General features: G+C 36.5%; 26 protein-coding genes. 13 read left to right on the forward strand and 13 right to left on the reverse strand.

The window, feature by feature from the left end; all coding sequences use genetic code 11:
- Positions 1-2 precede the first annotated feature (2 nt).
- Complete coding sequence (locus CSC80_RS13645) at positions 3-614, forward strand: trimeric intracellular cation channel family protein (RefSeq protein ID WP_099192548.1); 612 nt, start codon at positions 3-5, stop codon at positions 612-614.
- Between the two features lie 24 nt (positions 615-638).
- Here the strand turns inward: CSC80_RS13645 and CSC80_RS13650 are convergent, their stop codons facing one another.
- Positions 639-1,358, reverse strand: coding sequence for a peptidylprolyl isomerase (locus tag CSC80_RS13650; protein WP_099192549.1), 720 nt, complete (start codon positions 1,356-1,358; stop codon positions 639-641).
- On the opposite strand from CSC80_RS13650, the gene CSC80_RS13655 reads away from it, so the two are divergent.
- A complete protein-coding gene (locus CSC80_RS13655) occupies positions 1,357-1,998 on the forward strand; it encodes a CoA pyrophosphatase (protein WP_099192550.1) in 642 nt (213 codons plus the stop codon). The genes CSC80_RS13650 and CSC80_RS13655 overlap by 2 nt on opposite strands.
- 26 nt (positions 1,999-2,024) lie before the next feature.
- Entirely contained in the window at positions 2,025-2,834 is an 810-nt protein-coding gene (locus CSC80_RS13660; protein WP_058105738.1) for a lysophospholipid acyltransferase family protein, read from the forward strand.
- Here the strand turns inward: CSC80_RS13660 and CSC80_RS13665 are convergent.
- The 3 genes from CSC80_RS13665 to CSC80_RS13675 all read right to left on the reverse strand — a co-directional run bounded on the left by CSC80_RS13665 (position 2,831) and on the right by CSC80_RS13675 (position 5,532).
- Positions 2,831-3,481 (reverse strand): hypothetical protein, encoded by a 651-nt coding sequence (locus tag CSC80_RS13665; RefSeq protein WP_099192551.1) that lies wholly within the window; start codon positions 3,479-3,481, stop codon positions 2,831-2,833. The genes CSC80_RS13660 and CSC80_RS13665 overlap by 4 nt on opposite strands.
- A gap of 4 nt (positions 3,482-3,485) precedes the next feature.
- The gene (locus CSC80_RS13670; protein WP_058105740.1) at positions 3,486-3,980 is read right to left on the reverse strand and encodes a sigma-70 family RNA polymerase sigma factor; all 495 of its coding nucleotides are present in this window, start codon (positions 3,978-3,980) and stop codon (positions 3,486-3,488) included.
- 124 nt (positions 3,981-4,104) lie between these two features.
- Positions 4,105-5,532, reverse strand: a complete 1,428-nt coding sequence (locus CSC80_RS13675; protein WP_099192552.1) for an amidohydrolase — start codon at positions 5,530-5,532, stop codon at positions 4,105-4,107.
- Positions 5,533-5,631: 99 nt separating this feature from the next.
- On the opposite strand from CSC80_RS13675, the gene CSC80_RS13680 reads away from it, so the two are divergent.
- Together CSC80_RS13680 and CSC80_RS13685 are read left to right on the forward strand one after the other, a co-directional pair.
- A complete protein-coding gene (locus CSC80_RS13680) occupies positions 5,632-6,924 on the forward strand; it encodes an NAD(P)/FAD-dependent oxidoreductase (protein WP_058105742.1) in 1,293 nt (430 codons plus the stop codon).
- A gap of 133 nt (positions 6,925-7,057) precedes the next feature.
- Positions 7,058-7,573 carry a hypothetical protein gene (locus CSC80_RS13685; protein WP_143751754.1) on the forward strand — a complete coding sequence of 172 codons (516 nt, stop codon included), beginning with the start codon at positions 7,058-7,060 and terminating at the stop codon, positions 7,571-7,573.
- On the opposite strand, the gene xerD is transcribed toward CSC80_RS13685, so the two are convergent.
- Entirely contained in the window at positions 7,570-8,472 is a 903-nt protein-coding gene (gene xerD / locus CSC80_RS13690; RefSeq protein WP_099192553.1) for a site-specific tyrosine recombinase XerD, read from the reverse strand. The two genes, CSC80_RS13685 and xerD, sit on opposite strands and share 4 nt — an antisense overlap.
- Positions 8,473-8,666: 194 nt before the next feature.
- Between xerD and CSC80_RS13695 the strand changes: the two genes are divergently transcribed.
- The 4 genes from CSC80_RS13695 (at position 8,667) to CSC80_RS13710 (ending at position 11,596) form a co-directional block, all read left to right on the forward strand.
- The gene (locus CSC80_RS13695; protein ID WP_071339986.1) at positions 8,667-9,131 is read left to right on the forward strand and encodes a hypothetical protein; all 465 of its coding nucleotides are present in this window, start codon (positions 8,667-8,669) and stop codon (positions 9,129-9,131) included.
- A 198-nt stretch (positions 9,132-9,329) separates the two neighbouring features.
- Positions 9,330-9,848 carry an outer membrane beta-barrel protein gene (locus CSC80_RS13700; RefSeq protein ID WP_058105746.1) on the forward strand — a complete coding sequence of 173 codons (519 nt, stop codon included), beginning with the start codon at positions 9,330-9,332 and terminating at the stop codon, positions 9,846-9,848.
- 78 nt (positions 9,849-9,926) lie between these two features.
- Positions 9,927-10,343, forward strand: a complete 417-nt coding sequence (gene aroQ / locus CSC80_RS13705) for a type II 3-dehydroquinate dehydratase (protein ID WP_058105747.1) — start codon at positions 9,927-9,929, stop codon at positions 10,341-10,343.
- Between the two features lie 65 nt (positions 10,344-10,408).
- A complete protein-coding gene (locus CSC80_RS13710; RefSeq protein ID WP_099192554.1) occupies positions 10,409-11,596 on the forward strand; it encodes a PQQ-dependent sugar dehydrogenase in 1,188 nt (395 codons plus the stop codon).
- Here CSC80_RS13710 and CSC80_RS13715 read toward each other — a convergent pair.
- The 4 genes from CSC80_RS13715 to CSC80_RS13730 form a co-directional block, all read right to left on the reverse strand.
- Positions 11,593-11,880, reverse strand: coding sequence for a DUF3817 domain-containing protein (locus tag CSC80_RS13715; protein ID WP_071339983.1), 288 nt, complete (start codon positions 11,878-11,880; stop codon positions 11,593-11,595). The genes CSC80_RS13710 and CSC80_RS13715 overlap by 4 nt on opposite strands.
- Before the next feature lie 23 nt (positions 11,881-11,903).
- Positions 11,904-13,295 (reverse strand): dihydrolipoyl dehydrogenase, encoded by a 1,392-nt coding sequence (gene lpdA, locus CSC80_RS13720; protein ID WP_058105750.1) that lies wholly within the window; start codon positions 13,293-13,295, stop codon positions 11,904-11,906.
- A 201-nt stretch (positions 13,296-13,496) separates the two neighbouring features.
- Positions 13,497-13,994 carry a peptide-methionine (R)-S-oxide reductase MsrB gene (gene msrB, locus CSC80_RS13725; protein ID WP_058105751.1) on the reverse strand — a complete coding sequence of 166 codons (498 nt, stop codon included), beginning with the start codon at positions 13,992-13,994 and terminating at the stop codon, positions 13,497-13,499.
- 153 nt (positions 13,995-14,147) lie between these two features.
- The gene (locus CSC80_RS13730) at positions 14,148-14,711 is read right to left on the reverse strand and encodes a hypothetical protein (RefSeq protein ID WP_058105752.1); all 564 of its coding nucleotides are present in this window, start codon (positions 14,709-14,711) and stop codon (positions 14,148-14,150) included.
- A gap of 172 nt (positions 14,712-14,883) precedes the next feature.
- Here CSC80_RS13730 and glgB point away from each other — a divergent pair, with 172 nt between their 5' ends.
- The 4 genes from glgB to CSC80_RS13750 all read left to right on the forward strand — a co-directional run bounded on the left by glgB (position 14,884) and on the right by CSC80_RS13750 (position 21,502).
- Positions 14,884-16,779 (forward strand): 1,4-alpha-glucan branching protein GlgB, encoded by a 1,896-nt coding sequence (glgB, locus tag CSC80_RS13735; RefSeq protein WP_099192555.1) that lies wholly within the window; start codon positions 14,884-14,886, stop codon positions 16,777-16,779.
- 80 nt (positions 16,780-16,859) lie between these two features.
- Complete coding sequence (locus CSC80_RS13740; RefSeq protein WP_099192556.1) at positions 16,860-19,262, forward strand: glycoside hydrolase family 31 protein; 2,403 nt, start codon at positions 16,860-16,862, stop codon at positions 19,260-19,262.
- Positions 19,263-19,300: 38 nt separating this feature from the next.
- Positions 19,301-20,110 carry a M48 family metallopeptidase gene (locus CSC80_RS13745; RefSeq protein WP_058105755.1) on the forward strand — a complete coding sequence of 270 codons (810 nt, stop codon included), beginning with the start codon at positions 19,301-19,303 and terminating at the stop codon, positions 20,108-20,110.
- Between the two features lie 60 nt (positions 20,111-20,170).
- Complete coding sequence (locus CSC80_RS13750) at positions 20,171-21,502, forward strand: MFS transporter (RefSeq protein ID WP_099192557.1); 1,332 nt, start codon at positions 20,171-20,173, stop codon at positions 21,500-21,502.
- A gap of 47 nt (positions 21,503-21,549) precedes the next feature.
- Here the strand turns inward: CSC80_RS13750 and CSC80_RS13755 are convergent, their stop codons facing one another.
- Genes CSC80_RS13755 through CSC80_RS13770 form a run of 4 tightly spaced genes read right to left on the reverse strand, consistent with a single transcriptional unit; the run spans position 21,550 to position 24,489 of the window.
- A complete protein-coding gene (locus CSC80_RS13755) occupies positions 21,550-22,275 on the reverse strand; it encodes a head GIN domain-containing protein (RefSeq protein WP_058105757.1) in 726 nt (241 codons plus the stop codon).
- A gap of 24 nt (positions 22,276-22,299) precedes the next feature.
- On the reverse strand, positions 22,300-23,391 hold the full coding sequence (locus tag CSC80_RS13760) for a hypothetical protein (protein ID WP_099192607.1): 1,092 nt from the start codon (positions 23,389-23,391) through the stop codon (positions 22,300-22,302).
- Positions 23,372-23,935, reverse strand: a complete 564-nt coding sequence (locus tag CSC80_RS13765) for a hypothetical protein (protein ID WP_091602583.1) — start codon at positions 23,933-23,935, stop codon at positions 23,372-23,374. The genes CSC80_RS13760 and CSC80_RS13765 overlap by 20 nt, the downstream gene beginning before the upstream one ends.
- Positions 23,935-24,489 (reverse strand): RNA polymerase sigma factor, encoded by a 555-nt coding sequence (locus CSC80_RS13770; RefSeq protein WP_058105760.1) that lies wholly within the window; start codon positions 24,487-24,489, stop codon positions 23,935-23,937. The genes CSC80_RS13765 and CSC80_RS13770 overlap by 1 nt, the downstream gene beginning before the upstream one ends.
- Positions 24,490-24,669: the final 180 nt, after the last annotated feature.

The following is a 24,669-nucleotide window of genomic DNA, read 5'->3' on the forward strand; positions in this document are numbered from 1 at the left end:
CCATGTTTTATTTCATTATCGATATTTTAGGAACCATTGCTTTTGCGATATCTGGAGTGTTGGTTGCTATGGATAAAAGGTTAGATGTATTTGGGGTTTTGATTATTGCATTTGTTACAGCTGTTGGGGGAGGCACCTTACGAGATCTACTTATAGGTATTAAACCTGTTGGCTGGCTTAATGCCCCAATTCATTTATTGATTATTGTAGTAACCGTATTGCTGGCAATCATTTTTGTGAAACAATTAAAATACGTAAGAAAATCACTTTTTTTGTTTGACACCATTGGCATTGGTTTGTATACCATGGTAGGTATAGAAAAAGGTTTGGCGGCAGATCTTTTACCGGTAATGTGTATTGCTTTAGGAACCATTACCGCCTGTTTTGGTGGCGTTATAAGAGATATATTGTGTAATGAGATTCCTGTAATATTTAGAAAGGAAATTTATGCCACCGTTTGTATATTAGGTGGGTTGGTGTATTTTGTATTGATACAGTTTCCTATAAAAGATACCATTGCTTATTCTTTGGCTATCCTTACCATAATAATTATGCGGGTATTAGCAGTTCGCTTCAAAATTTCCCTGCCCAATATTTATAGAAATCAAGCTTAATTCTGAGTGGTTGGCTATGGTTGCTTATTCTATAACTTCAGCTTTTTGAATATATACATTTCTCATAGGCCAATCTCCTTTTTCTACAGGTACGTTATTTATCTCATCAACCACATCCATGCCATCAATGACCCTTCCGAAAGGAGTATAGTTATCATCTAAGTGATATGAGCCAGGGTCTGTAACAACAATGAAAAATTCAAATGGTGATGCTAGTTTATGTGGATTGTCCATTTCACTACTTGGCATGGAAATAGTGCCCCTGTGGTGCTTATGCCCTTTTCTGGTATCTGGCGGCAATAGATAACGACCAATTTTAGATCGTTTTTCTGCTGTCTTTTTGTCATCAGAGTTTCCACCTTGAATAATAAAATTCTTTACCACTCTATGAAACTGAGTATCGTCAAAATATCCTTTTTTGGTTAGGTATATAAAATTGGCCCGGTGGTAAGGTACGTTATCAAATAATTCTACTGTAAAACTGCCAAATTTTGTGGTAATTCTGACCTTGTTTTCTTTAAGGGTCTTTTCATAGTTGAAAAAGTAATCAATGGCATTCTCTTCGGTAAGTTCAAAAGCATCTTTTTCTTGTTCTTTTTCAGCTTCATTTTCCGTAATTTTAGTAGAGTCTATCGTTGTCTTGGCTACGGTAGTAGTACTATCAACTTTCTTAGGGGTATCTTTGCAACTGGCCATTGCAAAAAATACTAAGAGTAGTAAATAATAGAATTTTGGTAAACGCATGAATTTTAATTTTTTTGAACAACAGATATCAAAAATAAAGGATCTACCGCTACCGGGAGAAGCTTCGCAATACAAAATGGCTCCAGAAAGCCGATTAGAAGAATTACAACGTATTAATATTTCTCAGAAAAATCCTAGAAGGGCAGGGGTAATGGCATTGTTTTACCCTACAAAAAATATGGGAACAAACTTGCTTTTGATTTTACGTAAAACTTATAAAGGGGTACATTCTAACCAAGTTGCTTTTCCTGGGGGCAAAGAAGAAAAATCTGATGATGGTCTATTGACCACTGCGCTTAGGGAAACGTATGAAGAAGTAGGGGTGGCACCAAAAGACATTACGGTGATCAAAGAAATTTCAGAAATTTTTATACCTCCCAGTAATTTTATGGTTCAGCCTTATATTGGGCTATATCGAAATCCAAAACCATTTGTAAAACAAGATGCAGAGGTTGAGTTAATTTTAGAAGTTCCTGTATCGGATTTTTTAGATGATACATTGGTAGTTTCAAAAAAAATGACCACATCTTACGCTGTGGATATTGAAGTACCAGCCTTTAAATTAAACGGTTATATTGTATGGGGGGCAACGGCAATGATGATGAATGAGATTAAAGAGTTACTAAAGCAGGTGTTGTAAGGCATATTTAATTATTTTAGCATTCTATGGGATTATTTGATAAAAACCCTTTTGGGCATAATTTATTCATTAAAAAATGGCTAATACGCATTTTGGCCGTGCTATCGCATCAGCGGTATAAACGCTTTAATACGTTGGAAATTGAAGGGTCTGATATTATTAGAAATTTACCGGATAAAAATGTGTTGTTCGTAAGTAACCATCAAACATACTTTGCAGATGTTGTGGCTATGTTTCATGTTTTTAATGCCAGTTTAAGCGGTCGTGAAGATTCCATTAAGAACTTGGGATATATATGGCAACCAAAATTGAATATGTATTATGTGGCCGCTGCAGAAACAATGAGGAAAAGTCTTTTGACCAAGATAATGGCCTATGCGGGATCTGTAAGTGTAGAGCGTACTTGGCGTTCAGAAGGCAAAGATGTTAAGCGCCAAGTGAAAATGAGCGATATTTCTAGTATAGGCAAGGCATTGAACGATGGTTGGGTAATTACTTTTCCACAAGGTACAACTACCCCTTGGAAGCCTTTAAGAAAAGGTACGGCACACATTATCAAAAAATATAAACCAGTGGTTGTGCCAGTGGTTATTGATGGCTTTAGACGTTCTTTTGATAAAAAAGGACTTCGTGTTAAAAAGAAAGGAATACTTCAATCTATGGTTATTAAAGAGCCATTGGATATTGATTACGAAAATGAATCTACCGAATCTATAATAGAAAAATTGGAGTACGCTATTGAGCAGCACCCATCATTTTTAAAAGTGATATCAAAAGCCGATCTTTTGGCTATTGAGGAAGAGAACAAACAGCGTAAATGGAATCCCCCTTCTTAAATAGTAAGGTTTCTAAGTTCACTGTAGTTCTGTTTTAGTTTTCTAAGTAGCAGTCCGTATAATAAGAAATAAATGCCACCCATGACCAAGGTTAGAATTACTCCAAAAATACCTATGGACATCATTATGGTAATTTTTAATTTTTCGGGTGATATGTTTGCAAGGCTATCTTTTAATTCTGGGAAGGCATTGACCATATTATCATTTAGGTAAACACCTATAATCATTATGATTATGGTCATCATTATCATGGATAATGAAAAAATAACGTAATGCTTAACGGTTTTTCTAGTCTTTATGATTTTCTTCATTAGATTTTTGGAGTTGTCCAAAACCGAAATTTCCTTAAATCTTTTATAGAACTGAAAAATAAAGTAAAAGGCTATGATATAAGTAAAGCCAGAGAGGACTACAAGGTATTTTGAGACACCTATGTTTTCATATAGCTCCATACCATCACGCATAGATGGTAGTAGATATAAAAGGTGCGGTACGGTAAATTCCAATATACTGATGATAAGGATCCACCTAACAATTGAGGAAGATTTCTTCCATATCATTTTATGAATCTCGTCATAGCTTAATTTAGGAACATCGAATTCCTTTTTTTGCCAATCTTTCTTTAATAATTCCAGTTCATCCGTCATACGCCTATGGATTCAAAATGGTTCTTAATTTTGTTTTGATACGGTTCATTTTAACCCGTGCATTTACTTCGGAAATACCTAATGTTTCAGATATTTCAGTATAGTTTTTATCTTCAAGATATAAAAACACCAACGCTTTATCAACGTCATTTAATTGTTTGACCGCCTTGTACATTAATTTTAATTGTAGTTCTTCGGTCTCGTCATATTCGTCGGCTTTGATCTTAAAAATTACAGACTCATAATCAGCTGTGTCAATTCTTCTTTTTTGTTTTCGATATAGTGTAATGGCAGTATTCAGCGCCACACGATACATCCAAGTACTGAATTTGGCATCGCCCCTAAATTTGGGATAAGCCTTCCATAATTGAATGGTAATTTCTTGAAACAGATCATTGTGAGAGTCGCGGTCGTTTGTATACAGCGTACACACTTTATGGACAATGTTTTGGTTGTCCTGTAGCTCGGTCACAAATTTGTGTTCAAGTTCTTTATTCACTCTTGGTTGGCTGTTCTTACGTTGTTAGTCTATAAAAGGTTTTGTTTGTTACAATATATTTAGAAATACATAAAAAAAGTGCCAATTAATACCTTGGCACTTTTAAAATCTATAACATAAGACTCTATTTTCTATAATCTAAGGCAGGTGCTCTATCACCTAAAAGAGGAATGTATTTAAAATCTGCCCCTCTTTTTTCTAAAAATTCCGCTTTGGCGGTCTCTACTAATTTTTTATCCTTAAAAAGGTCTATTGCAGTTTTGGTCAGGGTCTTTGCGGCTACCATCATTCCTTTTCTACCAATGGAAGTTCCGCCTGCAGCAACCGCCTGCCAACTGTGAGCCGGTGTGCCAGGAACCCAGGTAGCGGTGCCAAAACCAACTGTAGGTACGGTAAAGCTAACATCGCCTACATCTGTAGAGCCATAAGCCCTAGCTTCGGTTTTGTAAGGTTGAACATTTTTAGCGGTAGCAAGATCCGCTTTTTCCTGCCCTAAGGTTACAGCTATTTTATCGGCAAATTCTTTTTCTTCTGCTGTGTATTCTATACCGCCAACTTCAGAAAGATTATCGTGCATTACTTTTTGTAATGTTAGGTTGGGCAATAATTCGTGTGTACCACCGATCATCTCATAGTCCATTGTAGTTCCTGTACCCAATGCGGCACCTTCGGCAGCTTTTACCATTCTGTCGAATATATCGATCACAACATCACGTCGATTATGACGTGCATAGTAATAAACTTCTGCAAAATCTGGCACTACGTTGGGTGCTTTACCTCCGGCTGTAATAACGTAATGTATTCTGGCCTCTTGCGGAATGTGTTCCCTCATCATATTGATCATCAGGTTCATGGCTTCAACACCATCAAGGGCAGAACGTCCTTTTTCTGGAGAACCGGCGGCATGGGCAGAAATACCATGAAATCTGAATTTTGCCGATTTATTAGCTAAAGCAGCACCTGCGCTAGCTGCATTTTGTGACCCGGGGTGCCAATGTAGCGCTATGTCTACATCATTGAAGAGACCTTCACGAACCATATAAACTTTACCCGATCCACCTTCTTCAGCAGGAGTTCCATAAAAACGTATGGTACCTTTTGCCTTATTGGCCTCTAACCATTCCTTTGTTGAAATTGCCGCTGCCGTAGATGCCGTACCGAACAAGTGATGACCACAGGCATGACCAGCGGCGGCACCAGCAGATTCTTTTTCAGCGGTAGCTTTTTGGGATAGTCCCGGTAATGCATCATACTCGCCCATAATGGCAATTACGGGACTGCCACTGCCATATTCCGCAATAAAAGCGGTAGGTATACCCGCTACTCCGGTTTTAATGGAGAAACCGGCATCCTTTAATGTTTTTTGTAAAAGACCCGAGCTCTGTTCCTCTTGGTATCCCATTTCTGCGAATTCCCAAATATTTTGAGCTATATTTCCGTAATCATCACTTTTTTGCTCTAATTTTTTGATTATGTCTTTTTCGCTCTTCTGAGCATTCATAGAAAAAACTGAAGTACCTAGTACTGCCAGTAAAATAAGGGTTTTGCGCATTTTGGTGTTTGTTTGAGTTAGAGCTTAAAGATACTAAAAACACATTATTATTTTAAAGTAGGAGTCCATTTGTTTAATTTTGTCAGTAAGTAAACTACTATGAACATACCACTCTCAAGCTATCCTAGAATTGTAATTATAGGTGGTGGTTTTGGCGGAGTATCTCTAGCCAAAAAATTAAGTAAACAAGAAGTACAAGTTGTCCTTATAGATAAGAATAATTATCATACATTTCAACCACTATTGTATCAAGTGTCTACAGGAGGTCTTGAGCCAGATTCCATTGCCTACCCCTTACGCAAGGTATTGATCGGATATGATAATTTTTATTTCCGTTTGGCAGAAGTAGAACATATTGATGCGGCCGGTAAAAAAGTGAATACCAACATTGGGGATATAAGTTATGATTATTTGGTGGTAGCCACAGGTTCTGAAACCAATTTCTTTGGAAATAAGGAAATTGAGGAGCATGCTATGTCGATGAAATCAATTCCGCAATCATTGAACTTACGTAGTTTAATATTGGAAAATTTTGAGCAAGCGCTTCTTACCGATGTCTATCACGAACGCGATGCATTAATGAACTTTGTAATTGTTGGTGGCGGACCAACTGGTGTTGAGTTAGCAGGTGCTTTGGCAGAAATTAAAAAAGGAATATTGCCAAAAGATTACCCTGATCTAGATACCCGAAGAGCACAAATTAATATTGTTCAAGGTGGAGATTGTTTACTGCCGGGTTTTAGTGCGCAAGCATCTAAAAAAGCAGAAGATTTTTTAGAAAAATTAGGGGTTCAAGTATGGAAAGGGGTTAGGGTTACCGGTTATAACGGTAAAACCGTTACCACAAAAACAGATTTGAAATTCGATTCTGCCGCCGTCATTTGGGCAGCTGGTGTTAAAGGAGCCGGAATTAAGGGGTTGGATGGTGAAGATGTTGTGGCTGGTGGCAACAGGTTAAATGTTAACGAATTTAATCAGGTAATAGGACATCCGGAAATATTCGCTATTGGCGATATTGCTTGTATGGCTACAGAAGATAACCCCCGTGGTCATCCAATGGTAGCTCAACCGGCAATTCAACAAGGGAGGTTGTTGGGTGAGAATCTGGTGAGGTTAATAGAACATAAGCCAATGAAACCTTTTGTGTATAATGATAAAGGTAGTATGGCTACTATAGGGAGAAATAAAGCAGTATGCGATATTAAGAAATTTAGGTTTCAAGGGGTATTTGCATGGTTCGTTTGGATGTTCGTTCATTTATTTTTTTTAATAGGGTTTAGAAATAGAATGGTCGTATTTATAAACTGGGTATACAATTATATAAGGTTCGATCGAGAGGCTAGATTAATTATTAGGCCGTATAAAAGAGATTACAGTCAGTTTAAAGACTAAAGAAGAGGTGTTATTTCTTGCTACCGCTGTAAGTTAAGTGTTTGGTAGTTAAAGTTTTGATAAGTATTTCGTTAGGTGTACTATTTAAAATATCTTTTGTAGGAATTTATTTTCAACATCTGATATCCAACCTATGAAAGTTCTCGTGCGAAGTTTTCTGTTCATGTTTGTAATTGTTGTCAATGGTCAAGCAATAGAAGAGCCTCCAGAGAAAAATCAACCTTCTTCATTGACGGGAATAGCGGTTACGGGGCATGCATATCCTGTTTCTGCAATAGGTGATGTTCACAAATCTTTTATGGTTCAATATGGGGTTACAAAATCTTTGCAATTAGAACTTCAAGGGTTTTATGATACTTATATTTTGTCGGAAAGATTTCGATCTAGTTTAATGGTAAAGTATTATCTGAATAAAAGATTATACTTGCTCTCTGGCCTAGATGCAGAAATTGCAACTGAAAATTCAGAAGTTGGACAAGCACCTTATCGACTTGGCTTTGTAGCGGGAATGGGATATGATGTTACGGAGAATTTCATGCTTGAAATAAAAAGTAGTATTCAATTGAACGAAACTGGTATAGGTGCTTTTGGTGAAACTCAAATTGAAATGCCATCTGTTTATACCATTGGCAGTAAATGGAAATTTTAATAACTTTTTCTAGGGTGGTAGGTATTCATGACCTCCGCCAAATGAGATCGGTCTACGTGCATATAAATTTCTGTAGTGGTAATACTCTCATGTCCTAGCATTTGTTGAATTGCACGTAAATCTGCACCATTTTCAAGTAAATGAGTGGCAAATGAATGTCTAAAGGTGTGAGGGCTAATACTCTTGTTTAATCCAATAGTGGTCGCCAAGTTCTTAACAATAGTAAAAATCATGGCTCTGGTAAGTTGTTTTCCTCGTCGGTTCAAGAACAAAATATCTTGAAAGCCTTCCTGAATTTTTAAATGTACCCTAATTTCATTTCGGTAAATATCAATATATTTTTTATTCACGTGACTTATAGGTACAAATCGCTGTTTATCACCTTTGCCGGTAACTTTAATAAAATCTTCATCAAAAAAAAGGTCGGAAATTTTTAAGCTAATTAGTTCGGAAACTCTTAAACCACAGCCATATAAAGTTTCTAGCATAGCTCTATTTCTTTCACCTTCTGGTGTACTTAGGTCAATGGCATTGATCAAATTATCTATTTCAGTTTCTGAAAGCGTATCAGGTAATTTTCGTCCTATTTTTGGAGATTCTATTAAGTCTAAAGGGTTGTCTTTTCTATAATCTTCAAAAATTAAGTATCCAAAAAAGCTTTTTAAGCCAGATATGATACGTGCTTGTGATCTGGGGTTTACTACTTTGGCCACCTCATATATAAATTGCTGTACGGTTTGTTTATCAATAAGAATAGGGGTAGTATTAATGTCGTGCGCTTCTAGAAAGGTCATAAGCTTTTCAATATCTCTAGAGTAACTTAGAATAGAGTTTTTAGATAGTCCGCGTTCCAGTTTAAGGTAGGTGGTAAAATCTTTAAGCGCATGTTTCCAATTCATGGTTTAAAGATAAAGAATACATTAATTCTGTAGTAAATAATGTATAGATGGAAGAAATACTGGTTTATTGGTATATGTAAATACTTGTTAAATTTTTACTTTTACACCTATTAACTATAAAATGGACTTTTAGTCAATAGTCCTATTAATCAATCAATTTTTAATTAAGTCAAGTACATTAAAAAAACAACAAAATGAAAAAACTATTATTTTTAGTAGCAGCGGTTATTTTAGGAACAAATGTTTCTAACGCACAATCTGATTACACATTTGCAGCCGGTTTAGGTCTAGATTTATTTTCTGGGGTAACCTTAGTTGGTCCAAGTGCAAAATATTTCTTTGCAGAAGAGCATGCAGGTCAAGCGGAGTTGATGTTTGAAAGCGGATTAACAACTTTAACAGCTCTTTACGAATACCATGGTGATATTTCAGGAGCTGATGGTTTACAATGGTTTGCCGGTGCAGGTCCTTCAATCTTATTTTTTGGAGAAGGCATAGGGACAGAGATAGCACTTAGACCAATAGTTGGTTTAGATTATAAAATTGATGGAGTGCCATTAGCTTTTTCGTTTGACTGGAGACCCTTTATAGGTCTTGGTGATCTTCTTGGAAATGAAGTTGGTGCTTTTGGTATCGGCGTTAGATACGTAATTGAATAGAAATTTCAGCATTTTAATATTAAAAGGGGAAGCTAAGCTTCCCCTTTTTTTGTACTCCAATAGGTGATTTTGTGTTAAAATAGAATTATAAAACCTATTTAAAAGCAGTGTGTACAACTACTTTAAGGGTGTTCACAACAAAGATTCATGTAAGCTAAGTCTTACCTTTATTTTTGATGAAAACAAACCAAACCAACCATGAAAAAGTTTTTTATAGTACTTATTGTTTCATTTTTTTCGACCGGTATTTATGCTCAAGAAGGGTTTAAGCTAGGAATACAGGCAGGTTTGCCATTTAATGATTACAATGAAGCGGTAAGTGTAGTACTTGGTGCAGATTTCTCGTACATGTACCCGTTAGGTGAAGTTGTTGATGTTGGTCCGGCTATAGGTTATATACACGGTTTTGCTGAAACTTTTCAAACTACAATTATAAGGGAAGAGCAAAAAGCTGTTCAATTTATGCCATTATCCGCAGGTGTTCGTTTTTGGACCTCCAATTATTTCTCTTTTGGCGGTAATGTTGGTTATGCCGTGGGTATCAATGATGGTAACGAAGGGGGGCTTTATTATAGACCTACTTTGGCTTACTTAATGAGTTCAAGTGTAGAGGTCAATGTTTCTTACACAGGTATAGATATAGATGAGACCTCTTGGACTACTTTGACACTGGGTATTGTTTTCAACTTTGAGCCTAAGTATAGAACTCGACGTTAGTTTCGCTGTTCTTTAGTTAACTATTATACTTCTTTGATTTCTTATTAATTGTTAAGTAACATTCGTTATTTTTGATACATGAAGATTATCATAATTAACGGTCCTAACCTAAATCTATTGGGTAAAAGGGAGCCAGAAGTTTACGGTGCACAGACTTTTGAAGATTATTTTTCAAAATTGCAGTTTAAGTTTAAAGATGTTGAGTTGGAGTATTTTCAATCTAATATAGAAGGAGAACTTATTTCTAAAATACAAGAAACTGGTTTTAGTTATGATGGTATAGTCCTCAATGCTGCGGCATATACCCATACTTCTGTTGGTATAGGAGATGCGGTAAAGGCTGTAGAAACTCCTGTCATAGAAGTTCATATTTCCAATACCCATAAGCGCGAAGAATTTAGGCATATTTCCTACATATCGCCTGCTGCCAATGGGGTTATTCTGGGCTTTGGATTAAAAAGTTATGATCTAGCCATTGAGAGTTTTTTATTTTAACTCAAAAAAATAATTAACATCTAGAGTGAGGTGTACATTCGTAAATAATAGCAAACTATGCTGTTATGAAAAGAATTGTATTTCTGTTATTTGGTTTTGCTATATTACTTATTGTTTCATGTAGTGATAAAGACGAGTTGGCACTTAGTCCAAATCCAAACGCGCCTATTGATTCAGTTGGGGTATTGACGACCATAAATGCTTTTTCAAATTTATCTTTTTCCAATCCTTTGGATCTACAATCTCCAGATGATGAAAGTAATAGAATTTTTGTAGCTGAAAAAGATGGGATTATAAAATCCTTTTCAAGTGAATCTGAGGTAAGTGAAGTAAGTACATTTTTGGATATTTCTGATCGCATAGCCAATGAGAGCGAACTAGGGTTGCTAGGCTTTACTTTTCATCCGGAGTTTAGTACAAACGGTTTTTTATATGTTGTCTATACACCCAATGAAGAATTGGCGGTGATATCTCGTTTTAAGGTTTCTGAAAATGATTTGGATATTGTAGATATGTCTAGCGAAACTATTTTATTGGAAATTCCTCAACCAAATACTAATCACAATGGCGGGCAGTTGGCATTTGGACCTGATGGGTATTTATATATTGCATCTGGTGACGGTGGTGGCTCAGGTGATCCCAATGGTAATGCACAGAATTTAGAAAACTTATTGGGTAAGATATTGCGTATAGATATAAATACTACAGATGCTGGGTTAAATTACGCTATACCAGCAGATAATCCTTTTGTAGAAGTAGAAAATGCGAGGGGTGAGATATATGCATATGGATTAAGAAATCCGTGGAGATTTAGTTTTGATGTAGCTACCAATACCATTTGGACTGGTGATGTTGGTCAAGGAGAGAAAGAAGAAATTAACCTTATTGAAAAAGGAGGTAATTACGGTTGGAATATTCTTGAGGGAACTTCTTGTTTTCTTGAAGATGATTGTGATACCGCAAACACTATAGCGCCAATTTATGAATATGGTCATGAACAAAATGATAGGTCCGTTACCGGTGGTTATGTGTATAGAGGAAGCAGTTTACCTTCGTTACAAGGTTTGTATGTGTATAGTGATTTTGTATCCGGTAGAATTTGGGCTTTAGATATAAACGGTAATAATAAATTGATCGTAGATACGGATTTGGCTATATCGTCATTTGGTACGGATGCAAACTACGAGTTGTATATATGTGCCTTTGATGGTAGTATCTATCAGTTGACTACTGAAATGGAAGAACAGCCTTAAGCGTTGTCTTCTGGCTTTAAATATTTTTCTTCAACATAGAATGTTGCGAAGGGTAGAAGTGAAGCTATACCAAAAATGAAAACTTTTTTAAATGACCATTTATGGGTAAAGCCAACTATTAATGTAAGTGCTATGAAAGCGATAAAAAGCACTCCGTGGGCGTAGCCAACATATTTGTTTGGTTCTGGTATTTCTGCCCAGTATTTTAATGGCATGGTCACCCCGAACAACGCCAAATAGGAGATTCCTTCTAAAATTGCCGTTGCTCGAAATAACTTTAACATGCTAAATTATATTAAGTAGTAAATTATAAATGAATAACCTCGTCATAAGCTGCTGCCACTGCTTCCATAACAGCTTCGCTCATTGTTGGGTGTGGGTGAATTGCTTTAAGAACCTCATGTCCCGTAGTTTCTAGCTTACGGCCAAGAACCGCTTCAGCGATCATATCGGTAACACCTGCACCGATCATATGACAACCTAACCACTCACCATATTTAGCATCAAAGATTACTTTTACAAATCCGTCGGAAGCACCCGAAGCTTTCGCTTTACCACTTGCCGAGAAAGGGAATTTACCAACTTTGATATCTATTCCTTTTTCTCTGGCCTGCTTTTCGGTTAAACCTACAGAGGCAATTTCTGGAGAGCAATAAGTACAACCAGGTATATTACCGTAGTCTAATGGCTCAACATGCATTTCTGCCAATTTTTCAACACATAAGATACCTTCTGCCGATGCTACGTGAGCAAGTGCTGGTCCAGGAGTTACATCACCAATGGCATAGTAGCCAGGTATGTTGGTTTGGTAATAATCGTTCACCAAAATCTTATCACGGTCGGTAGCAATACCAACATCTTCTAACCCTATGTTCTCAATATTGGTCTTAATACCTACGGCAGAAAGAACAATATCGGCTTCAAGAACTTTTTCTCCTTTAGCTGTTTTAACGGTAGCTTTTACCCCGTCACCAGAAGTGTCAACAGAAGTAACTTCTGCAGAAGTCATAATCTTTACACCTGATTTTTTGAAACTTCTTTCCAATTGCTTGGATACGTCTTCATCTTCTACCGGTACAATGTTAGGTAGGTATTCTACAACCGTAACTTCGGTCCCCATAGAATTGTAAAAGTATGCGAACTCTATACCGATTGCACCACTACCAACAACGATCATTTTTTTAGGTTGCTTATCTAAGGTCATTGCCTCTCTGTACCCAATGATCTTCTTACCATCTTGCGGCAAGCTTGGTAGCTCTCGGCTTCTTGCGCCTGTAGCTATAATAATATTACTGGCACTATATTCCGTAGTGGAACCATCTTCAGCCTTAACTGAAACTTTTTTACCAGCTTTTAAAGTACCGTAACCTTTAATAACCTCAATTTTATTCTTCTTCATTAAGAATTGAACCCCTTTGCTCATTCCTTCTGCAACACCACGGCTTCTTTTCACGACAGCATCAAAATCCTTATCGGCACCTTTCACTTTTAAACCGTAATCTTCGGCATGTTGCAGGTATTCAAATACTTGTGCAGACTTCAATAAGGCTTTGGTAGGTATACAACCCCAATTTAAGCAAACGCCTCCTAGACTCTCTTTTTCTATAATGGCAGTCTTAAAACCTAATTGTGCAGCCCTAATTGCGGTAACATATCCACCAGGACCACTACCTAAAACGATAATATCGAAAGTGCTCATATTTTGATTTTTTGTAGTTTTAATTGAGGTGCAAAAATACAAAACCTTTATCAAATTATTTGTAGGTTTTTAAAATATGACCTTTAATCTAAAATTGTGATATTTTATTAGGAGTCATCCTGTATGTGGTATATAGGTTTTAAAGTAAAAAAGAGGTCTTAAAGACCTCTTTTTTATTTCAAAATTGTTAAGCTATATGAACTATTCTGCAGGAACAAAATTTAAAGCCACACCGTTAATGCAATGGCGTAAGCCTGTTGGGGCTGGTCCATCCTCAAAAACATGTCCTAAATGCCCCCCGCAAGTGGCACAGTGCTCTTCGGTTCTTTTGTAACCAATTTTATAATCTACATCATAAGCTACATTACCTTCTATTTCCTCATAAAAACTGGGCCATCCGGTACCTGAATCAAATTTGGTATAACTTTTAAATAAAGGAGTGGCACAGGCGGCACAAACATATGTACCTTTTTCTTTGTTTTTAAGAAGTTCACTGGTAAACGGATTTTCAGTAGCAGCTTCGCGTAGAACGTAATATTCGGCATCGGTCAATTCTTTTCTCCATTCACTGTTGGTTTTTTGAACAGGAAATTCTTTTTTATCCTTATCAATGCTGCTAGATGTCATCTCTTTCTTTTGGGCATTACCCTTACAGCTTACAAAGAGTATTAAAAGTGCAATAGCAAAATGTAGTTTCATATTATATTTTTTTAATTATGTCGATGAATTTATATAATCCTTTCAATGTATAGTAATTACGATACTTTTTTGGTTAAGGTTTTAATAAAATAAATAAAAGCCTTTGAAGATTATTCAAAGGCTTTTACTTATATAGGTTAATTCCAGGGATATTTATTGTAATGTTACTTTCTGGACTTCATCTTCCGTAATACCTAAATGTGACATTACAGAGTTGATGTTAGAAGTATCTAACTTTCCAGTGGTAGATTCTGCTGGTAATATGGCGATTCTAAATACTTGGTCATCAGTATCACCTGGTTGTAAAGTTGATAGGTCAAAATCTGATTCTAAGAAAATACTAACATCAAAAAAAGTATAATCGTAATTATATTGTAATAAGCCTTGGTCTAATATTCTAGTTTGTGGCATTAACCTCCAAATATCAACAGATTCACCGTTACTATCTTCAGTTACATCCCAAAGCATATATACAAGTACTACATCAGTTTCAAAAACTTCTATAGTTTGTGGAAACTCATAAAAGATAGAATAGTCATTGTCCAAGGTGAAAGTACCCTGTATGTCTATCACTTTGCCTAAGATATTAATTCCGTCCGCACCATCTGCACCATCTGCACCGTCAAACCCATCAAATCCTTGTGGTCCTTGCGGTCCTTCACACGAAATAAAGAATAGCGTTACAAGTGCTCCTAGAAATACATTTATTTTTTTCATAATGTTATAATTTTTGGTTTGAGTTTTTATTTTGAATTGTTATTTCAAAAAGCGTTCCATTTTTGGTATTTAAATATATAAATCGGATATTAACTGCTATATTTTCAACAAAAATGAAATGTAGTTGAGCGTCTTTAAAAGATGATTAGCTTTACAAAAATAAACACTCAATATGCCTAACGTACAAGTTTACTCATTATTTACAGATTTTGATATCAATCTTTTTAAAGGGGGAAAGCATTATCGACTATATGATAAACTAGGATCTCATATCGTAGAAGTTGATGGTGTGGCCGGTACATACTTTGCTGTATGGGCACCTTCGGCGAAAGCGGTTTCTGTTGTCGGTAATTTTAATTTATGGAATGCAGAGGAGCATCAATTAAATGTGAGATGGGACAGCAGTGGTATTTGGGAAGGTTTTATTCCCAATATTGGAAAGGGTGAGATCTATAAATATAAAATACAGTCTAACAATAATGATATTTGGACAGAGAAAGCTGATCCATTTGCCAGGTATTGTGAGCATCCGCCTAACACGGCATCAATAATTTGGACTGCTGAGCACAATTGGAAAGATGATGCTTGGATGGGCTATAGAAAAGATAAGAACGGTTTGGATAAACCTTATTCTGTATACGAAGTTCATTTGGGATCCTGGAAGAAAAATGCCGAAAATAAATTTTTGACCTATAAGGAATTTGCAAAGGACCTTGTGGAGTATGTAAAGGAAATGGGGTATACACATGTGGAGTTTATGCCTATAATGGAATATCCTTACGATCCTTCTTGGGGGTATCAACTAACAGGGTATTTTGCCCCCACATCAAGATTTGGGTCGCCCGAGGAGTTTAAATTACTGATAGATACATTTCATCAAAACGATATAGGGGTCATATTAGATTGGGTGCCGTCTCATTTTCCGGAAGATGCGCATGGTTTAGGCTTTTTTGACGGCTCGCACTTGTATGAGCACCCAGATAGAAGAAAAGGATATCATACAGATTGGAAGAGTTTGATCTTTAATTATGGTAGAAATGAAGTGAGGGCTTTTCTGATTAGCAATGCTTTATTTTGGTTAGATCAGTTTCATGTAGACGGCTTGCGTGTAGATGCCGTAGCCTCCATGTTATATTTAGACTATTCTAGAGAGGAGGGTGAATGGGAGCCAAATATGTATGGTAACAACGAGAATTTAGAGGCTATGTCCTTTATACGTGAACTAAATGAAGCGGTATATACCAACTTTGAAGGTGTACAGACCATAGCGGAAGAATCTACTGCATTTTCAGGCGTATCAAAACCGGTGGCACATGGTGGTTTGGGCTTTGGTATGAAATGGATGATGGGATGGATGCATGATACCTTACAGTTCTTTAAGAAAGAACCCATCTATAGAAAACACCACCAAAATGATCTTACCTTTAGTATGACCTATGCGTTTACCGAAAATTTTATGCTTCCTTTTTCTCATGATGAGGTAGTTTATGGTAAGCAGTCTTTGGTTTATAGAATGCCGGGAGATGAGTGGCAAAAATTCGCAAATTTAAGATTGCTATTTGGGTATATGTTTACCCACCCGGGTACCAACTTAATGTTCATGGGGGGTGAATTCGGTCAAACGGCAGAATGGAATTTTCAACAAAGTTTAGATTGGCATTTGTTACAGTACAGTGTGCATAAGGGAGTACAGGATTTTGTAAAGGATCTAAACCATTTATATAGAAATTCTCCGGGTTTATATGAAAAACAATTTAGTCCAGAAGGTTTTCAATGGATAGATTATGGTGATCATGAAAACTCGGTATTAACATACGTTCGCAAAGGACATGATGAGAAGAACGATTTGGTGATTGCATGTAACTTTACTCCTGTACCAAGAGAAAATTACAGAATAGGAAACCCGAAAAAAGGAAAACTAAAGGAAATTTTAAATAGTGACGATGCCAAATATGGTGGCGGTGGCAATCTAAATGAGAAGATAACATCATCAACCAAGCCTGCGCACGGACATAAGAAGTCTATCGTAATAACGATACCGCCTTTAGGGATTGTAATATTGAAATAATCATAATAAGTTGTCGTTTAAACACATCCAATTGTAAGAGTTTCTGATTTACCGACTGTTATGCTAATAATTAAGAATTCATGATCACAAACACAGAGCTTGAATATAAAGGTAATTTATATCCAAACCACATCGTTGAATTTGCACAGGACACTGATAAAATCTATTTCACCACAGATAACGGAGTAGTATTACAAATAACTATCCTTAGGGGAAGTATTATACGGTTTAGGTACGCTACAAATTACAACTTTGAACCTGATTTCTCTTATGCCATAGACCCCGAGGCTACTATGGGGTATAGTAAATTAGAGGTGGTAGAAAATGATACGGAATATATAATTTCTACGGCACGTTTAAATATTCTGGTAGACAAGAAAACGTTACGAACCCAGATTTCTGATTTAAACGGTACTATTATCAATGAAGATGAGTTGGGCTTTCATTGGGAAGAAAATTATGAATATGGTGGAAATACCGTAAAGTTGAGTAAGATTACCCAATCTGGTGAAAGTTTTTATGGAATGGGCGATAAAGCCATGCATAGCAATTTAAAGGGTAAAAGAGTGGAGAATTGGGTAACTGATCAATTTGCCTATGCAAAAGAGCAAGATCCACTGTATAAGGCCATTCCTTTTTATATAGGTTTAAATAAAGGTATAGCCTACGGTATCTATTTTGACAATAGTTTTAGAACAGGCTTTGATTTCTCTCAAGAACGAAGAAATATTACCAGTTTTTGGGCAGAAGGTGGAGAAATGAACTATTATTTCATATTTGGTCCAGATATGCCAAAAGTGGTCAGTTCATACTCTAGCCTTACCGGTACACCAGAGTTACCACCCATGTGGGCATTAGGTTTTCATCAATCTAAATGGAGCTACTATCCAGAAAGCAATGTAAAGGAAATTGCCAGTGAATTTAGAAAGTTACAAATACCATGTGATGCTATTTATCTAGATATAGATTACATGGACGGCTTTAGGTGTTTTACTTGGGATAAAAACCATTTCCCTGATCCAAAGCGAATGATTCAAGAATTGGAGGAAGACGGATTTAAGACCGTGGTGATGATAGATCCTGGTATAAAAGTAGATCGCGATTATTGGATTTATAATGAAGCCCTTGAAAATGGTTATTTCTGTAAAAGAGGAGATGGTCCGTTAATGCATGGAAAAGTGTGGCCGGGAGAATGTAATTTTCCTGATTTTACAAACCCAGCAGTGCGTGAATGGTGGGCAGAATTGTACAAGGAATTTATGTCGGATTTGGGTGTTCATGCAGTGTGGAACGATATGAATGAACCTGCTGTAATGGAAGTTCCATCAAAAACTGCCCCATTGGACACTAGGCATGATTATGATGGTAACCCGTGTACCCATAGAAAAGCACATAATGTTTATGGTATGCAAATGGTTAGGGCTACCTATGAAGGTGTTAAAAAATATGTATATCCAAAAAGACCGTTTGTAATAACAAGAGCTGCATTTTCAGGGACCCAAAGATATTCTTCTACGTGGACAGGAGATAATGTGGCTACATGGGAGCATTTGTGGATCGCTAATGTACAAGTGCAGCGTATGTGTTTAAGCGGGTATTCATTTGTTGGCTCTGATATTGGTGGTTTTGCAGAACAACCAGATGGCGAATTATTTGCTAGATGGGTACAATTGGGAATTTTTCACCCATTTTGTAGGGTGCATTCCAGTGGGGATCATGGTGATCAAGAACCTTGGTCCTTTGGATCTGAAATAACGGATATCGTAAGAAAATTTGTAGAACTGCGCTATCAGCTATTACCGTATTTGTATACGATGTTTTACAAGTATACCAAGGAAAATGTACCTATGGTGCAGTCTTTGGTCTTTTTTGATCAAGAAGATAATCAAACTCACTTTAGGACAGATGAGTTTATATTCGGTGATAAGATATTGGTATGTCCAATACAAGAACCTAATGCTCAAGGGCGCCGTATGTATGTGCCAAGGGGCGAGTGGTACGATTTTTGGACAAATGAGTTTGTAGAGGGAGGTAAGGAAAAATGGGTTGCGGCAGCATTGGATATGATTCCGATCTTTGTAAAGGCAGGGTCTATTATTCCAAAATACCCTATACAGCAATATGTTGGAGAGAAAAAAATAGAAGAGCTTGTTTTAGATGTGTATTATAAAGAAGGCACTGAAACCTCTGAAGTTTACGAAGATGCCAATAATGGTTATGATTATAAAAAAGGAAGATATTCTCTAAGTAATTATAAGCTTACGGGTAAAGACAACTCCTTGATCATTCAATTGTTCAAGGATGGTACTTTTGATACGGAGTATGAGAAAATGAAGTTGAATTTTCACGGACTTCCATTTGAGATCAGTAGTGTTAAGATAGATAATGAAGAAATACCGCTAAGGAGTATAAGCATTAATGATAACAATGATTTGCTTATAGACAAAAACTTTACCTTATTGCATTTATCAGGAAAAGAATAACTTTGTAGTTTTCTACCATTAACTAAAATGAACAAAAAATGAAAAAACTAGTATTAATAATATTCGTCTTTATAGGCGTTTCGGCTTGTAAGGTTAATCCCTTTACTGGTCAAAAAACATTGAATTTTTACCCAAATAGTCAAGTATTTCCATCTGCATTTGCACAGTATGACCAATTTCTAACGGAAAATAAGGTGGTTACAGGTACTGCAGATGCGCAAATGATTACTAGGGTTGGTCAGCGAATTTCTTCGGCTGCTGAACGTTGGTTAACGGCTAATGGGCATCCAGGTTATTTAAAGGACTATGCTTGGGAATATAATTTGGTAAATGACGAAACTGTAAACGCATGGTGCATGCCAGGTGGTAAAATTGTTTTCTATACGGGTATATTGCCCATAACACAAACAGAGACCGGTGTAGCTGTAGTTATGGGGCACGAAGTTGCCCATGCCTTGGCTGATCATGGAGCACAGCGTATGAGTGCAGGTACATTACAACAGTTAGGTGCCGTAGCAGGTAATGTTGCAATTAAAAATCAGCAAACCTTAGGTATTTTCAATCAGGCATATGGTGTAGGTACCCAGTATTTAGGTATGCTGCCTTTTAGTAGAAGTCATGAGACAGAGGCAGATAGAATTGGCTTGCAGATTATGGCAATAGCAGGTTACGACCCTTATGAAGCTGCGGAATTATGGAAAAGAATGAAAGCGAACAGTGGTGGAGAAGCACCGCCAGAATTTATGAGCACGCACCCATCTAATGATACCAGAATAAATAATCTTACGGCTTGGGCGCCAGATGCCGCTGCAGAAGCCGCAAAATTTGGGGTAACAAATTTTAAGTAAAACTTTAAGGATTATTGTATATTGAAGCCGTTCAGAAATGATCGGCTTTTATTTTTATATATGGGGAAGACACTAGTTTTAAAAGGAAGTAAGAAATTATTGAACGCTTGGGCCTTTTATGACTGGGCAAATTCCGTTTACAGTTTGGTAATTTCGTCGGCAGTTTTTCCAATATTTTATGGCGCACTTTTTAGAATTGCCGGTATTGAAAAGGTGACCATTTTTGGTGGGGAAATAGCAAGAGCACCATTAATAAGTTACACAACATCTTTAGCCTTCGTTTTTATAGCCATCATAACACCATTAATTTCTGGCGTTGCGGATTATTTGGGAAACAAGAAGGTTTTCATGAAATTCTTCTGCTACGTAGGAGGGTTGTCATGTATTGGTTTATACTGGTTTTCATTGGAAAATATATACATAGGGTTAGTATGCTACTTTTTTGGCCTTGTAGGATTTTGGGTGAGTTTTGCCATTAACAACTCCTACCTACCGGATGTTGCTTTTCCAAAACAGCAAGATGCAATTAGCGCTAAAGGATTTACACTAGGGTATATAGGAAGTGTGGTGCTTTTGGTTTTTAATTTGGCTATGGTCATGAAACCAGATTTTTTTGGAATAACCACAGATGAATCTGGTGCGGCCGAAATTAAGGCCATGAAATATTCTTTTGTAACCGTTGGAATATGGTGGATACTTTTTGCACAGTACAGCTTCTACTATTTGCCAAAAGGCTACAAAAAAGAAGGGGAGCGCACCAACATTGTTTTAAATGGTTTTAAAGAGTTGAAGCAAGTATGGCATCAGTTAGGGGACCAAGTGAAGTTAAAAAGGTATTTAGGTGCATTTTTTGTCTATAGCATGGCAGTGCAAACTGTGATGTTGATAGCAACTTATTTTGGGGAAGAAGAAATTGCTTGGGGTACGGATTCTGAAAGAACTACGGGGCTTATCATTAGTATATTGGTTATTCAATTGGTGGCAATTTTAGGGGCCACTGTTACCGCAAGTGCGTCAGAAAAATTTGGTAATATAAAAACATTGATCGTGGTAAATGCCCTTTGGGTAGCCATCTGTATTTATGCCTATTTTGTAATTACGCCTACGGACTTTTATATAGCCGCTGGTTGTGTTGGGTTGGTTATGGGTGGTATACAGGCGCTTTCTAGGTCTACCTATTCTAAGTTTTTGCCAGATACTACAGATACCACATCTTTTTTCAGTTTTTATGATGTTGCGGAAAAGATTGGAATTATAATAGGAACATTTTTATACGGGGCAATAGCTCAGAGAACGGGTAGTATGAGAAGTTCTATCATCTTTTTGGGCGTATTTTTTCTGATCGGCATGATATTGCTTGTGAGAGTACGCGAAACAAAAAAGCCCCTTTAAAAAGAGGCTCAGTTGAATTGATTGTTCGCTATTTTGATCTTATGCTTTTATCCTTTTGAAATGTCGCCAGAACCAGAAGTTTTTGTGTTTACTTTTTCAGGATTTCCTCTATAGGAAATATCCCCAGAACCAGATACCCTTGCTTTTAAAGACTTATTTGCGGTAACCTGTATATCTGCTGAACCGGATATTGTTGCGTCAACATTATCAGCTTCTAGGTCATATGCTTCAATATCTCCACTACCTGAGATTGTAGCTTCAAAATTGGTGGTGTCACCGCTTAAAGTAATATCTCCTGAACCCGACATTGAGGCAGATATATTTTGCACATCAAGGTCTAAAGTAATATCACCTGATCCTGACATTGCTGTTTTGAAATCATCAGTTTTGATTTTTGTTTTGCCAACAATATCACCTGATCCTGACATAGAAACAGAACTTATAGATTCAACGGGTACGGTAATATGAATTCCAGATTTCCAATTGCTCGTTTTTAGATTAACACCCTTTTCTGTCTTGATTACCAGTTTGCCGTCTTTGACTTCGGTAATTATGTACTCCAATAGGTTTTCTTCACCTGTTAAGGTTATTTCACCTTCGTTGCCAGATACCAAATCAACATCGAACCAGCCCGATACGGCTACACCGTCATAATCCCCTGTATTTCTCTCAATGGTAACATTGTTACCGTTTCCTTTAATAGTCTTTCCCCATTGCGCTGAACAAGATAGGGAGATTAACCCTGCACATACTAATACACTTAATTTTCTCATGATATTCATTTTTAATTGATTGATTTATTTTTTGCTAAAACTTATGCCGCCATAGTCGCTTGTAAGTATAATTTTGTTGCCACTGCCTTTAGAACCATAAAATCCTTCATAGTGTTTGTCAGATGATTTTTCTATGCTAATGTTAATAGTGAAGTCATCTTTGCCACTTACACCGGCATAACTGGTAGAAATATCGAAATCAAAATGATAGGCACTGTTGTATCCAATTTTAACTCCGGTATAATCTGTTCTAATTTCTACATCGCCAGCGTCTGCAGCAAGTTCATCTATTCTAATGGAGCCATAGTCAGCTGTTATAGATACATCTCCATGAACGACGCCTAGTTTTACTGTGATGTAATCACCATTGCCATCTATGCTTTGTAGTTCTTCAATGTCCATATTGCCATAGTCACTGGTATAATCTAAATTGCCCATTTTGCCTATACTTGCATTAGTGTAATCAGCATTGATATGAAGGTCGCCGGCTTTCTCAATAGTAAAGCCCGAGTAATCTGCTCTAATTTCACCACTGTTGATAAAACCAATTGTGGATTTTGAAGTATAGTCAAAATTTAAACGGTTATTACGGCCTCTAAGCTCACCAAGTTCAAGTCTGCCATAGTCACAGTTTATTTTGGCGTGCCCGTCTATTCTGTCCAAAATTATATTGCCATAATCATTACTGAGGTCAACATTGTTTTTAACGGGCACCTTAATGGTGTAATTAATCTGCATATTAACGTTGTTGTTATTTCCCCAGCTCCATCCCCAGCCATTGTTATTTTTGTTGAAAATGGTTTTGGCGTAAACTCTTTCGTTATTGGCTTCAAAATCAACTGAAATTTCATCTAATTTTTTTTGGACCTTGTCTTCATTGTTGCCATTGGTCTTAATGTGAACTTCAATTACTACTCTATTTTCATTCCAAGAAGTTATATTTAAGTTGCCATAAGAATTGTCTATTTTTAGCAACGCGTTGGTACTTACGTTAAACTCTTTTTTAATGGTCTTTTCTCTGGTATGCTTACCATCAAAAGAAGTGTCATTGGCGAAGGCTACTGTTGAGAAAGCCAAAAATAATAGCCAAGTATATTTATATAGTAAAGTTTTCATCATGTGATTTTTTAATTGATTTAATATTTTCAATTTGAATCATAACCTCGTTTAAAAGATCGATTCTGGTTTGGAAATTGGTAATCATGGCACTTAAAATTAACTTGCTGTTACCTCCATTTAAAAGGTCTTGCTCCATTTTGGTATAGTTCAGCTGAAGCTTTTTTAGTTGGACCATGGTGTCATTAATAATTTTTTCTGTTTCGGGTGATTTTTCTGAATTCAGTTCTTTTACCTGCTCTTCGATTAAATTCGCAAAATAGAATTGCGTTTTTGATGCTTCTGGCGAAATCTCGGCAACTTTTTCTTCAATACTTGATGCTGTGTTGAATTGGGATAATCCAACCGTTAATAAAATGGCAAATGATGCTGCGACCGATAGAAAAAGTAACCAACTGTTCTTTTTCTTGGGTGCAAGTGTAGCCACGCCTTTAGATTCGTTCAGTTTTTCTAAGAATCGCTGTTCGTGCCCGCTGGCGGGTTCGGCATAATCCAATTTGTCATGTAGCTTTATAAAAAGCTCGTCAATAGTATCTTTCTTCATTAGACTGCGAGTGTTAGTTTTTTCCTTAAACTTTCTTTTGCTCTAGAAACAGTAGTTCTGCAATTGGCATAACTAATGTTCATGATTTCACTAATTTCATCATAATCAAATCCTTCAATTAGATGTAAGGTCAAAGAAATTCTGTAGTTGTCTTTTAAATCTTTCATGGTTTCCATCACTTTTTGAGCCTTTAGTTCTGTAAACACATGGTCAGATGCAATTCCGTCATTATCTTCGACCCTGTACAATACCTCATCTAAAGCAACTTCGTTCTTTTTTTGTTGCTTTCTATATTGATGTATACTGTTGTTAATAACAATACGCTTTAACCAGGATCCAAAAGTTACTTCCCCTTTAAAAGTATGCAGTTTCGTAAATGCGCTTAAAAACGATTCTTGCATAATGTCTTCTGCTTGGGCAGAGTCTTTTACGATTCTGAGTGATGTATTGTACATAGCCTTGTAATACCTGTTGTACACTTCTAGCTGTGCACTTTGTTTACCGGCTAAGCACAATTGCACTAGCTCATCAATATGTTCTCTTTGTTGGCTCAAAAAGTGATTGGTTTATTGAAAGATGAACCAAAATACAGTTTGTTACAGTTTGATGGAAATAAATTTTAATTATTCCATAAGCAATAGTTGGGTATTTATTGAAATGATTTATTTCAGTTGGCACAAGAATTGAATTAGATAATAGCAAATGAAAGTGCAAAAAGCCGTATTTAACTGATT

It is taken from the genome of Maribacter sp. 6B07 (assembly GCF_002700155.1).
Taxonomy (GTDB): domain Bacteria; phylum Bacteroidota; class Bacteroidia; order Flavobacteriales; family Flavobacteriaceae; genus Maribacter; species Maribacter dokdonensis.